Below are 13,395 nucleotides of genomic sequence, written 5' to 3'. Positions count from 1 at the left end.
CCACCGCTTTTCCGTCTGGCTTCACCCTGAGCGCCTTTAGCGAGGGCTGGCAGGGAAATCTGCCAGCCCTCTTTTATCGCCCGGTCAGAAGCGGTAATCGACGGCCATAAAGTAGCGGCGCCCTTCTTCCGTATAGCTATAGTCGTCGCGGCTCAGATCCTTATCGCCCACGTTGAGTACCCCGGAGCGCAGCTTGACGTTTTTGGTGACGTTCCAGGCCGCGCCGATATCAAACATGGTGTAGCCGCCGGGCGTTTTGCCCGTCGCGCTGACCGAACGCTGTTCGCCGGTATAGTTGGCGGTGACGTAGAAGGACCAGTCGTCCAGCGGTTTCCAGTCGAGGGTACCGTTAGCGGTATGGAACGGCAGCGTTTGTAGCGGTTTATCGCCGCCGTTACTCAGGTCGCGACCATCGTTGTAGGTGTAGTTTACCGTCAGCTTCCATTCGTCGCCGAACGGCACCTTCAATTCAGTTTCTACCCCTTTGATACGCGCCTTATTGACGTTGAAGTAGCGGAATACCGGCACGCGCTTACCGTTCACCGTTTTCCAGCCGACAAAATTCGGGTAGCCCGGCGCTTCGCTGGCGCTGGAAGTACGCAGGATATCGATCATATCGTCAACGTTATTCTGGAAGGTGGTGACGCTTCCTTCCACGCCTTCAAGCCAGCCCTCTTCGCCGCGATAGTAAAGACCCAGTTCGAAGCTTTCGCTGGTTTCCGGTTTCAGATCCGGGTTACCGATAATGCTGCACGAGCCGCGGCAGGAGTTGGTGGTCCAGTCCGGGTTCAGCTGCAGCAGGGATGGCGCTTTAAATGCCGTCGCCCAGCCGCCCTTCACGGTCACGGTATCGGTGGCGTTATACACCAGATAAGCACGCGGGCTCCAGTGATCGCCATAGGTCTGGTGATCGTCCATACGGATGCCGGTGGTTAAGGCCAGAGGTTCGATTATCCGCCATTCATCTTCCAGGAACAGCGCGTACTGGCTGGCGGAAGTGGATTTACCGCCGCTGCTCAGGTTGACCGGATCTTTCAGCTTATCGTGACGCCATTCGCCGCCGAAGGTCAGCAGCTGGTTGATCATGCCCAGCGGCAGAACGTATTTGCCATCCACCGAGTTACTCTCAGATGTGATCGTTCCGGCCTGGCCCGGATTTTTATTATCCACTTTCTCGCCGTAGAATTTCAGCTCGCTATTGCCGACATCCCAGCGGCCGTTGTGGCTCAGGGAGTAGTTCTGGCGCTCAAGGCGGTTGCGGTCAAGAGAGTCGGAATCCCGATCCTGGCGGTCAAAACCGTAGCCTGCGGTGATGTCCTGATTATCATTGGGCGTCCAGGCGAATTCGACGTTGCCGTCGCGGCTGGTGAAGCCTTCAATACGCGGCGTTTCGCCAGCTGCGTTGCTGGAAGCCTGCTGATCGTCCTTGGCGCGCTTTGCAAGGCTGCCGTAGGCTTTCATCCCCAGCACGCCGTCAATCAGCGGGCCGCTGGTAAAGAACTGACCGTTGTACGTATCGCCGCGATCGCGGTGTTCCTGAATGGTGGTATCCGCGCTGAGGGTGCCCGTCCACTGCTGACCGACTTTTTTGGTGATGATATTGACCACGCCGCCGAGGGCGTCGGAACCATAGAGGGAAGACATCGGCCCGCGCACCACTTCGATACGCTCAATGGCATCAACCGGGATCCAGTTGAGGTCAAAATCGTTGTGGCGGAAAACGGCGTTGCGCGAGTTAACGCGTTTGCCGTCAACGAGGATCAGCGTATAGCCGCTGCTGAGGCCGCGAATGCTCACCCCTTTGCGGTTATCCCCTTCGTTGGTGAGCTGCACGCCCGGCACTTCCCGCAGTACATCCTTCAGGTTTTGTACCGGTCTACGCTGCAGATCCTGTTGGGTGATAACGCTAATACTGGCGGGCGCATCTTTGACGCTCTGTTCAGTTGCCGCAGCGGTGACGACCAGCGTTTCTTCGTTAACGTCGGCGAGCGCCGGAAACGCCAGGGATACGACGGACGCGCATAATCCGGCCCGGACAAAAGGGTTTAGCCTGAACATTCCATATCTCCATGAGGTGTACAACAAAACAAACAAAAAAGGTCCTGCTCACAGGTACTGTCGGCATAGCGCTCTAACGGCGTATGCGCGCAATTTTTTACAGTAGATGTGGCTGGTCGCCCCTTGTCAGTCTGACCCTCTGCAAGATACGGGGATTGGCTTCATCCTGAATTTGGCGGAAATGATAAAGATAATGATTACAATTATCAATAAAATTATGAATAACTGTATCAACATGTAAGAATCGCAGACATAAAAAAACCCTCTCGATGAGAGGGTTTTATCTTACGGCGTCAGCTGACCTTAGCTTTTAAAACGCTCCGGGAACTTCATTTCGCTGTAGCGCACAAAACGCGTTCCTTTCGCCAGCTTGTAACCGAACCAGATCACCAGGAACAGCGGAATGCCGATATAGGTTGCCGCCACGCCGCCCCAGTCGATGGTATCTTTGAGGAACGCTTCGTAATTCTGGCCCAGGGTAATGATCAGGCACAGCACGAAAGCGAAGATCGGCCCCAGCGGGAAAAAGCCGGAACGATACGGCAGATCGTTGAGATCGTTCCCCTGCAGCACGTAGCCGCGACGGAAGCGATAGTGGCTAATGGCAATCCCCAGCCAGGCGATAAAGCCGGTCATGCCGGAGGTATTCAGCAGCCACAGGTAAACGGTCTGATTACCGAACATCGAGCTCAGGAAGCACAGCCCTGCAATCACCGTGGTGGCATACAGCGCATTACGCGGCACGCCGCCTTTGGACAGCTTAGAGAAAATACGCGGCGCTTTGCCATCGCAGGCCAGGGTGTAGAGCATGCGGGTGGACGCGTACATCCCGGAGTTACCCGCCGACAGTACCGCCGTCAGAATAACCGCGTTCATAATCGCCGCCGCCGACAGCAGCCCCGCGTGCTGGAAGACCAGCGTGAACGGGCTGACGGAAATATCTTTCACGTCGTTACGCAGCAGACTCGGGTCGGTATACGGAATAATCAGGCTGATGATCAGGATGGCGAACACATAGAACAGCAGGATACGCCAGAACACCTGCCGCACGGCGCGCGGAATGTTCTTCTCCGGGTTTTCCGACTCGCCGGCCGCGATGCCGATAAGCTCGGTTCCCTGGAACGAGAAGCCGACAATCATCGCCACGCCAATCATCGCCGCAAAGCCGCCGGCAAATGGCGCATCGTCGACAACCCAGTTGCTCCAGCCCGCAGGCTGTGCGCCTTTAAAGATGCCAAAGATCATCATCACGCCGACAATAATAAAGATGATGACGGTGGCCACTTTGATCAGCGAGAACCAGTATTCCGCTTCACCAAAGCCTTTTACCGAGATCCAGTTCAGCAGGAACATGATGCCGAGGAACAGCGCGCTCCAGACCCAGCCGGGTGCATCGGGGAACCAGTAGGTCATCACCAGCTGAGCGGCAACGAGGTCAACGGCGATGGTCACCGCCCAGTTGTACCAGTAGTTCCAGCCCAGCGCGAAGCCAAAGCCTTCCTCAACGTAATTCTGCCCGTAGGTGGCAAAAGAGCCGGACACCGGCATAAACGCCGCCAGCTCGCCGAGGCTGGTCATCAGGAAATAAACCATCAGGCCGATGAGAATATAAGAGAGCAGCGCCCCACCCGGGCCCGCCTGAGAAATCGTTGCGCCAGAGGCAACAAAAAGACCTGTACCTATGGAACCGCCAATCGCGATCATGGTCAAGTGGCGCGCCTTCAGTTCACGACGTAAACCGGGCGCTTCTGTGGTTTTAGTATCCGAAACCATGTGAAAATGCTATCCATCCAAAAAACGAGGCGAGATTGTAGCAGAGTGTCTGTGATCCATCCGATACAATTGCAAAGTTATAAGAGAGCTTCATGATCGAGCATGGATTATTAGTAAAGCATGAAATCCCGAAAACGCCAGCGCGCGTGGCGTCCGCTTTTACACGTCGCAATAATGCAGAAATCGCTGTAATGCCTTGGAAATATGCTTCTGCCTGTGATGAATGCGCCACAAGGTGCGGGTTAAGCGCGGCAGCGGAATCGTCAGCTCCACCAGCGATCCGACTTCAAGCTGCTCCGCCACCACGCGTCGCGACAGGCAGCTAATGCCCAGACCGTGGCGTACCGCGTGCTTGATGGCTTCCGAGTTGCCCAGCTCCATCCCAAGATGAAACGCCGGTAAATGCGAGAGTAATAAATAGTCGACGATTTCCCGGGTCCCGGAGCCGTGCTCGCGTAAAATCCACGGCGCTTCCGCCAGCCGTTGCAGCGTCACCTCCCCTGCCAGCAGCGGCGAATCCGGCGCGGCAAAGACCACCAGCTCATCTTCCAGCCAGGGTTCGGCGATAATATCCGCGGCGTGACAGGGACCTTCAATCAGCCCGATATCCACGCGCAGATCGGCCACCGCATTGATCACGTCCTGGCTATTGCCCACGCTCAGCTCCAGCGGTAAATCCGGCAGATCCCGTCGATAGCGCGCAATGATTTCCGGCAGAATATAGTTGCCGATGGTGCTGCTGGCGTAGACGCGGATCGCGCCGTTGTCGCCGCGAAACAGCTGCTCTATCTCCAGCGCCCGCTCCAGCAGCGCCAGCGCCCGCGGATAAAGCAGCCTGCCGTGCTCGTTGACCACCAGCCTTTTCCCTACGCGGTCAAAGAGCTGCACCCCCAGCTGCCCTTCCAGTTCGGTCAGCGCCGCGCTAACCGCCGACTGGGAAAGCGCCAGCATTTGCGACGCCTGAGTGGTCGATCCGCTTTTTAAAACTTCAGCAAAAACTTCCAGCTGACGTAGCGTGATATGCATATTTTTTCCTGCCTTTATAGACGACTCGCGATCCGCGGCGTGAGGCTGAGGCCCATCGTTCTCAAACCGCGAAACCGCGTTTTTACCACTTATTTCGATTAATTATAAATATATAATCAATTTTATATTTAAACCAGCGAGTCGTATGCTTTTCCCAGACAAAGGAGAAGGTTATGACAGCACTCACTTTACCGACTAAACATCGCCCATTGCGGCACTTTGCACCTGGACTGGCGCTCACCGCCCTGCTCACCGGCGCAGCGCTGTGGGCCGGTAGCTTTCCGGCTATCGCCGGCGCGGGCTTCAGCGCCCTCACGCTGGCCATTTTATTCGGCATGGTCATCGGTAACACGGTTTACCCGAAAATCTGGCAGCCCTGCGACGGCGGCGTGATTTTTGCCAAGCAGCACCTGCTGCGCCTCGGCATCATCTTATACGGCTTTCGCCTGACGTTCGCCCAGATTGCCGACGTCGGCGTCGGCGGTATCGTGATTGACGTTCTGACGCTTTCCAGCACCTTTTTGATCGCCTGTTTTCTTGGGCAAAAGGTTTTCGGCCTCGATAAACATACCAGCTGGCTGATTGGCGCCGGCAGCAGCATCTGCGGCGCGGCAGCGGTACTGGCAACGGAACCGGTCGTCAAAGCGGAGGCCAGCAAAGTCACGGTCGCCGTCGCCACGGTGGTGATTTTCGGTACCATTGCCATCTTCCTGTACCCGGCGATTTATCCCTTCCTGGCGCACTGGTTCACGCCGGAAGCCTACGGCATTTATATGGGTTCGACGATGCATGAGGTTGCTCAGGTTGTCGCGGCAGGCCACGCGGTGGGTCCGGACGCGGAAAACGCGGCGGTGATTGCAAAAATGCTGCGCGTGATGATGCTGGCTCCGTTCCTGCTGTTCCTCGCCGCGCGCGTGAAGCAATTAGCCCCGGCAAACGGCGGTGAGAAAAGTAAAATCACCATTCCGTGGTTTGCGATCCTGTTTATTCTGGTGGCGGTGTTTAACTCCTTCCACCTGCTGCCGAAAGCGGTTGTCGATATGCTGGTCACGCTGGATACCGTACTGCTGGCGATGGCGATGGCCGCCCTCGGCCTGACCACCCACGTCAGCGCGCTGAAAAAAGCCGGCGCCAAACCGCTGCTGATGGCGCTGATGCTCTTCGTCTGGCTGATTGTCGGCGGCGGCGCGATTAACCTGGCCATTCATAGCCTGATGGCCTGAAGCCCCTCGCTACTCAGGTTGTATTAAGGATGATGTAACTCTCCGGCTAAGCCGCTATCATTACCCTCCCCCCAGCGGCTTAACTGGAGTTTTTTTATGAAATATATTGGAGCGCACGTCAGCGCCTCCGGCGGTGTAGCCAACGCCGCCATTCGCGCAGCCGAAATCGGCGCGACCGCATTTGCCCTCTTTACCAAAAACCAGCGCCAGTGGCGCGCCGCCCCTCTGAGCGACGAAACCATTGCTGAATTTAAAGCCGCCTGCGAAAAGTACCAGTTCGGCCCGGGGCAAATTCTGCCGCACGACAGCTATCTGATAAACCTCGGTCATCCGGTTGAGGACGCGCTGGAAAAATCCCGCGATGCCTTTATTGATGAACTCTCCCGCTGCCAGCAGCTCGGCCTGACGCTGCTGAATTTCCATCCGGGTAGCCATCTGCAGCAAATCCCGGAAGACGAATGTCTGGCGCGTATCGCCGAATCGATCAATATCGCGCTGGCAAAAACCGAAGGCGTCACGGCGGTCATTGAAAACACCGCCGGCCAGGGCAGTAACCTGGGCTTTAAGTTTGAGCATCTGGCGGCCATCATCGACGGTGTGGAAGATAAATCACGCGTCGGCGTGTGCATTGATACCTGTCACGCCTTCGCCGCCGGCTACGACCTGCGCAGCGCCGAAGAGTGCGAAAAAACCTTCGCTGATTTCGACCGAATTGTGGGTTTCCAGTATCTGCGCGGTATGCACCTGAACGATGCGAAAAGCGCGTTCGCCAGCCGCGTTGACCGTCACCACAGCCTGGGTGAAGGCAATATTGGCCATGATGCTTTCCGCTGGATTATGCAGGACCGCCGCTTTGACGGTATCCCGCTGATTCTGGAAACGATCAATCCTGATATCTGGGCGGAAGAGATCGCCTGGCTGCGGGCGCAGCAAACGGAAGAGGCCACGGTCTGATATGAACGACAGGGAAAAGCAGATCCTCAAAATTTTGCGGCGCAATCCGCTAATTCAGCAGCATGAGATTGCCGATATTCTGCAGATTAGCCGCTCCCGCGTGGCCGCGCATATTATGGACCTCACGCGTAAGGGGGCCATCAAGGGCAAAGGCTACATCCTTACCGAGCAGGAGTACTGCGTCTCGCTGGGCGCGGTGAATATGGATATCCGCGGAATTGCCGATATTCATTATCCTCAACCGGTCTCCAACCCGGGGAATATCCAGTGCTCTGCCGGCGGCGTGGCGCGGAACATCGCGCATAACCTGGCGCTGCTGGGCCGCGATGTGCATTTGATTTCCGCCGTCGGCAGCGACTTTTACGGCGAAACGCTGCTGGAGCAAACCCGCCAGGCGGGCGTTAACGTGCAAAGCTGTATCCGCCTGCACGGCCATAACACCGCCACCTACCTCTCCATCGCTAACCCGCAGGAAGAGACGGTGCTGGCGATTAACGATACGCATATTTTACAGTCGCTCACGCCCCAGCTGCTGAATCAGTATCGGGATCTGCTGACGCATGCCGGCGTCGTTCTGGTCGATTGTAATTTGACGGAGCAGTCGCTGGAGTGGGTATTTACCCTGGCTAACGGCATTCCGGTATTTGTTGATACCGTGTCCGAGTTTAAAGCGCACCGCATTCGCCCATGGCTGGGGAAGATCCACACCCTCAAACCCACGCTGCGCGAACTCCAGATCCTCTGGGGACAGGCTATCGAAAACGACGCGGATCGCGATCGGGCGCTAGCATGGCTGCACGAAAGGGGAACTCAGCGGGTGGTGATTTGCTCGGAAGACGACGCTGTTTTCTGTAGCGAAGCAGGGGGTGAACGCTTCCGGATGAGTCTGCCGGACCATACGACGATAGACAGCTTCGGCGCCGACGATGCGCTAATGGCAGGGCTACTTTATAGCTATCTCGACGGTAGCGACTTTAAAGAAAGCGTCGCTTTCGCCATGGCCTGCACCGCCATCACCCGCGCCAGCGACGGTATCAACAACCCCTCGTTGTCCGTTGATAACGCGCTCAATTTACTTCCCGGCGTGGCGTAGCGCGCACCGCAGGCGCGGTGCGCGCAGCCTGTTATGCCAGGCCAATAAAGAACCCGGCAATGGTGGCGCTCATCAGGTTAGAGAGCGTGGCCGCCGCCAGGGCGCGCAGCCCAAGCTGGGCAATCTCCGGCGCGCGCTGCGGTGAAATGGCCGAAAACGCCCCGACAACCACGCCGATCGAGCCAAAGTTGGCGAAACCGCACAGCGCGAACGAGATGATCGCAACGGTTTTCACGTCCAGATTGCCGCCGGCTTGCAGATAGGGAGAAAAGTTGAGGTAGGCGACGAATTCGTTTATCGCCAGCTTTTGGCCAATCAGGCTGCCCGCCAGCGTCGCATCACTCCAGTCAACGCCCATAATCCATGCCAGCGGCGCGAGCAGGAAGCCGAAAATTCCCTCCAGCGTGGCGTGACCGTAGCCAAACCAGCCGCCAATGCCGCCGATAATACCGTTCAGCAGAGCAATAATCGCCACAAACGCCATCACTACCGTTGCCACCCCGGCGGCAATTTTCAGGCCGGTCATCGCCCCTGACGCCGCCGCCTCGATAACGCTTTTCGGCGGCGTCTCGGTGAAGGAGAGATTGTCGAAAGTGACCTGGGATGCTTCGGTTGCCGGACTCAGCATACGGGCAAACAGAATCCCGCCGGGGATAGCCATAAGCGAAGCGGCCAGCAGATAATCAATCGGCACGCCCATACCGGCATAGCCGATCATCATCGACCCGGCGATCGACGCCATCCCGCTGCAAATCGCGGTAAAAAGCTCATTGCGGTTGAGCTTGTTGATAAACGGTTTGACGATCGCCGGGATCTCATTTTGCCCAAGAAAAATGGTGGTCACGGCGACAAAAGACTCAATTTTGCTGATATTCAGCGCCTTCTGGAAGATGCCGCCGAGAATCCGGATCAGCAGCCCCATCACGCCGAGGTAGTAAAGCAGGCTTATCAGCGCGGTGACAAAAATGATGGCGGGCAGCACGCGGAAGGCGAAGATAAAGCCGGCGCCGTCAAACAGCACGTCCATCTTCGGGCCGACCAGTGAACCAAAAATAAACGCGCTTCCGGCGTCGCTATAGGACATGACTTTATGTACCCCAAGCGCGGCCTGCTCGACCAGCCACTTGCCCGGCGGAAAGTAGAGCATCACCCCGCCAATGACGATTTGCAGCAGCAGCGCCGCCCCTACCGTTCTGACGCTGATGCGTTTTTTATTGACTGACAGCACAAAGGCAATGGCCAGCAACACCACCATCCCCAGAAGACTTCTCATGATGTCCATAATGATATCCTTACCTGGTGGAAAACCCGGCGTGGGCCAGGCTTTCGGTATCGTTGATATCGGGGCGGGCAACCGCAAACGGCCCGCAACTGTCGTCAGGCTACCTGCTGATACTCTTTGGCAATCTCGCAGGCCAGAATGGCGTTGTTGAAGACCAGCTGAATATTGGATTTCAGGCTGTCTCCGCCGGTCAGCTCCGCTACGCGGGCCAGCAGGAACGGCGTACTCGCTTTCCCCACCACGCCCTGCTCTTCCGCCTCCTTCACCGCCCGGTTGATGGCGGCGTTGATTTTCTCTTCCGGCATCGCGAACGCTTCAGGAATGGGGTTCGCCACCACCATGCCGCCATTCAGACCCGACTGCCATTTCACCGCCATCGCTTTGGCGATCTCTTTGGCGCTATTGAGGCGAATGCTGACGTCAAACGGGCTGGTTCGGCAGAAGAATGCCGGCAGCGCAGAGGTTTGATAACCAATAAGCGGAACGCCAAACGTTTCTAAATATTCGGTCGTTAAACCGAGATCGAGAATAGATTTTGCACCGGCGCAGACGACGGTGACGTTGGTATTTGCCAGCTCCTGCAAATCGGCGGAAATATCAAACGTGTGCTCGGCTCCGCGATGTACACCGCCAATACCGCCGGTAGCGAAGACTTTAATCCCGGCCATTGCGGCAATAATCATGGTGGACGCCACGGTGGTCGCGCCATTTAATCCCGCGGCGACAACAAAGGGTAAATCACGACGACTAACTTTGGCGACGTTATGCCCTTCGCGACCCAGCAGTTCAATTTCTTCACGGCTTAAGCCAACTTTCATGACGCCATGAATAATCGCAATGGTTGCCGGCACCGCCCCCTGGCGACGAATGGTTTCTTCTACTTCCAGCGCCGTTTGCGCATTTTCCGGAAATGGCATGCCGTGAGAAATAATGGTCGATTCCAGCGCCACTACTGGCTGATTATTTTTCAACGCCTGCTGAACTTCCGCAGAAACCTGTAATAATTCAGAGGAAATATTTAATTCAGACATATTCTTTCTCCACTACCTTTTTTACGTTGGCGTAAGATAATTCAGGGTTATTGGTGAATTCCGATGAGAGCGCCAGAGAAGAGCATCCCTGAGCAAACTTCACCGCTTGCGAAAATGAACAGCCGTCGAGCCAGCAGCAGGCAAGGCCGGCCATCATGGCGTCACCGGCGCCGGTGACGTTAACGACCTGAGTTTTCAGCGGCGCTGACCAGCCGCGTTCGCCCTCTTTCTCGCTGTAGTAAACCCCGTCGCCGCCCATGCTCAGCACCAGGCGCTTCAGGCCACGCTGATGAAACCAGTCGGCAACGCGCGCGACGTCATCCGTGCCGGACAGGGCGATGCCGCTCAGCGTTTCAGCTTCAATTCGGTTCGGTTTCAGGGTGTGAATACGCCCCAGATGCTGGCTGATTTTCACGCACTTCCAGGCTGAAACCGGATCGACAAAAACGGGCGTTGCGCCGCAATTTTCCATCAGCCAGGCGAGAGCGGCCTCGCTGATATTGCAATCAACGACAATCACCGCGGCATTGCGGATAAAATCTTGATGCTGTCTTAAAAACGCTGGCGTAATATGTTCTGTGATGCTCATATCATTAATCGCCACCAGCATTTCACCGGTATTATCAAGCAGCGATAAATAGCTTGAAGTACCTTCTCCATGGATAACCTGACATTTATCGACGTGAACCCCGGACTGGGCCGTTTGTTTTAATAGAGAGTGGCCATAAAAATCGTCACCGACAACCGATAATAGCCACGCTGTTTTATTTAACAAGGCAATGTTTTGCGCAATGTTTCGCCCTACGCCGCCGGGAGTATATTTTATTTTCCCGGGGTTAGAATCCGCATAGTTCAACGATACATTGGAATAACCAGCAACATCCATATTTGCCGATCCAATAATTACAACGTAATCATTTTCAGGCATAAAAATACCCTCCAGCATAAAAAATGCTATGGCAGTGGAATTATTGAATATCAATAAATAATCATACGCCCATTCATCACCCCTTAATAAACACATGTTTGAATGTGAACATGTGTTTATGTTAAGCGCAATGTTTTTAAAGTAAAGAGGTCAGCAAGAGGGATTTCATATGAACATGAACAAAATCACAAAAAATGACCCGTATGGTTTTTAAACAGTTTAAAAATGCGAAGGAGAGCACATACGGCAGGATGAGCGGGAGGAGATGAGGCATAAAAAAAGGGCAGAGAAGACTCTGCCCTTGAGAACGATTTATTGGGTCGATCAGGCTGCTTTTTCTGCTACCTGAACTTCAGGACGTTTCAGCACCGCGTAGGAGAGCCCTGCGACCAGCGTACCGACAACAATCGCCATCAGATAACCGAGTACCGGCGTAATCGCGCCAGGAATCAGCAGGACGAACAGACCGCCGTGCGGCGCCATCAGCTTAGCACCGACCGCCATGGACATCGCGCCGGTGACCGCGCCGCCAACGATACAGCAAGGCAGGACGCGCATCGGGTCGCGAGCAGCGAACGGAATCGCGCCTTCGGTGATAAAGCACAGGCCGAGAACCAGTGCGGCTTTACCGCCTTCCTGCTGCGCTTTGTCGAACTTTTTACGCGCAATCAGGGTCGCCAGACCCAGCGCCAGCGGTGGAACCATACCCGCCGCCATAATGGCCGCCATAGGCGCATAGGTTTGGGTACTCAGAAGACCAACACCAAAGGCGTAGGCCGCTTTGTTCACCGGGCCGCCCATGTCGGTACACATCATACCGCCGAGGATTGCACCGAGCAGAACCGCGTTCGCCGTGCCCATGGTTTGCAGCCAGTGGGTCAACGCTTCGAGGATCCCGGCAACGGGCTTACCAATCAGGTAAATCATCGCCAGACCTACGATCAGGCTGGAAACCAGTGGAATGATCAGGATTGGCTTCAGCGCCTCCATACTTTGCGGCAGTTTCAGCTTCGTACTGATCGCTTTCGCCACGTAACCGGCAAGGAAACCAGCGATGATACCGCCGATAAAGCCGGACCCGGTGCTTACCGCCAGCATACCGCCGATAAGACCCGGCGTCAGGCCCGGACGGTCAGCGATGGAGAAGGCGATAAAGCCCGCCAGTACCGGCACCATCAGCGCGAAGGCTGAGCCCCCACCGATTTGCATCAGCGCGGCGGCCAGGGTGTCTTTCACTTCAAAGGCTTTAATACCAAAAGCGAAGGAGAGCGCGATACACAGACCGCCCGCCACCACCATCGGCAGCATGTACGACACGCCGGTCAGCAGGTGGCGATAGGCGCCAGCGGACTCTTTTTTGCCTTCCGCCGCGGCCTGGGATTTACCCGCAGGCTGATACGGTTTCGCTTCAACAACGGCTTTATCCAGCTCCTGAGCGGTTTTCTTCAGCGCCAGACCGGTGGTGGTGCGATACATCGGCTTACCGGCGAATTTCGCCAGATCCACTTCGATATCGGCAGCCACCACCACCAGATCCGCCTGTTCAACTTCTTCCGGGGTGATTGCATTGCCCGCGCCCACGGAGCCGCGCGTTTCAACTTTCACCCACCAGCCGCGTTTTTTGGCTTCGGTTTCAATCGCTTCCGCCGCCATAAAGGTGTGCGCCACCCCGGTCGGACAGGCGGTGACCGCCACGATGCGTTTCGGACCGTTGGTCGCTGCGGGTACAGCGGCAGCGGCCGGGGCGCTGTAAGGCGTTGCATGGCTTTTGGCCTCACCGAGGAACAGCTCCGGGTGCGCTACGGCGCGGTTAATATCGCCGAGATAGACCTTTTTGCCGTTCAGCGCGCTGTCGGCCGGCAGCGCCGTGCCCAGCACAATCGCCAGCTCAGCGTCGTTCGGGTTATCAATCAGTTCGAGTTGCGCTTTTTGCGCCGCGGTGCTTAACAGGGTCTTCGCCATATAGGCGCGAGCCTGTCCAAGCCCGGCATCAATAATCAGCAGCGTTTTCATTATGCCTCTCCTGC

General features: G+C 56.2%; 10 protein-coding genes. 3 read left to right on the top strand and 7 right to left on the bottom strand.

Annotated elements, in window-relative coordinates:
* Positions 1-84: 84 nt before the first annotated feature.
* From cirA to yieE, 3 genes are all read right to left on the bottom strand, one after another.
* Complete coding sequence (gene cirA / locus JLG71_RS08485; protein WP_049080623.1) at positions 85-2,058, bottom strand: catecholate siderophore receptor CirA; 1,974 nt, start codon at positions 2,056-2,058, stop codon at positions 85-87.
* A gap of 303 nt (positions 2,059-2,361) precedes the next feature.
* Positions 2,362-3,831 (bottom strand): amino acid permease, encoded by a 1,470-nt coding sequence (locus JLG71_RS08480; RefSeq protein ID WP_004852681.1) that lies wholly within the window; start codon positions 3,829-3,831, stop codon positions 2,362-2,364.
* 159 nt (positions 3,832-3,990) lie between these two features.
* Entirely contained in the window at positions 3,991-4,857 is an 867-nt protein-coding gene (gene yieE, locus JLG71_RS08475; protein WP_014839059.1) for a DNA-binding transcriptional regulator YeiE, read from the bottom strand.
* Positions 4,858-5,030: 173 nt separating this feature from the next.
* On the opposite strand from yieE, the gene JLG71_RS08470 reads away from it, so the two are divergent.
* The 3 genes from JLG71_RS08470 (at position 5,031) to JLG71_RS08460 (ending at position 8,127) form a co-directional block, all read left to right on the top strand.
* Complete coding sequence (locus JLG71_RS08470) at positions 5,031-6,080, top strand: YeiH family protein (RefSeq protein ID WP_014230161.1); 1,050 nt, start codon at positions 5,031-5,033, stop codon at positions 6,078-6,080.
* Positions 6,081-6,176: 96 nt separating this feature from the next.
* Entirely contained in the window at positions 6,177-7,034 is an 858-nt protein-coding gene (nfo, locus tag JLG71_RS08465; protein WP_014230162.1) for a deoxyribonuclease IV, read from the top strand.
* Position 7,035: 1 nt separating this feature from the next.
* Complete coding sequence (locus JLG71_RS08460) at positions 7,036-8,127, top strand: sugar kinase (RefSeq protein WP_014839060.1); 1,092 nt, start codon at positions 7,036-7,038, stop codon at positions 8,125-8,127.
* Positions 8,128-8,158: 31 nt separating this feature from the next.
* Here the strand turns inward: JLG71_RS08460 and JLG71_RS08455 are convergent, their stop codons facing one another.
* The 4 genes from JLG71_RS08455 to fruA form a co-directional block, all read right to left on the bottom strand.
* Positions 8,159-9,409 carry a NupC/NupG family nucleoside CNT transporter gene (locus JLG71_RS08455; RefSeq protein WP_049080624.1) on the bottom strand — a complete coding sequence of 417 codons (1,251 nt, stop codon included), beginning with the start codon at positions 9,407-9,409 and terminating at the stop codon, positions 8,159-8,161.
* Positions 9,410-9,504: 95 nt separating this feature from the next.
* A complete protein-coding gene (locus JLG71_RS08450) occupies positions 9,505-10,440 on the bottom strand; it encodes a pseudouridine-5'-phosphate glycosidase (protein WP_004852691.1) in 936 nt (311 codons plus the stop codon).
* On the bottom strand, positions 10,433-11,368 hold the full coding sequence (locus tag JLG71_RS08445) for a pseudouridine kinase (protein WP_200914092.1): 936 nt from the start codon (positions 11,366-11,368) through the stop codon (positions 10,433-10,435). The genes JLG71_RS08450 and JLG71_RS08445 overlap by 8 nt, the downstream gene beginning before the upstream one ends.
* 324 nt (positions 11,369-11,692) lie before the next feature.
* Entirely contained in the window at positions 11,693-13,381 is a 1,689-nt protein-coding gene (gene fruA / locus JLG71_RS08440) for a PTS fructose transporter subunit IIBC (protein WP_200914091.1), read from the bottom strand.
* Positions 13,382-13,395 lie beyond the last annotated feature (14 nt).

Origin of the sequence: Klebsiella michiganensis (assembly GCF_015139575.1) — a bacterium.
In the GTDB taxonomy this organism is placed as follows: Bacteria; Pseudomonadota; Gammaproteobacteria; order Enterobacterales; family Enterobacteriaceae; genus Klebsiella; species Klebsiella michiganensis.
The sequence above is the reverse complement of the archived record's forward strand: the minus strand, read 5'-3'. Positions and strand labels throughout refer to the sequence as shown.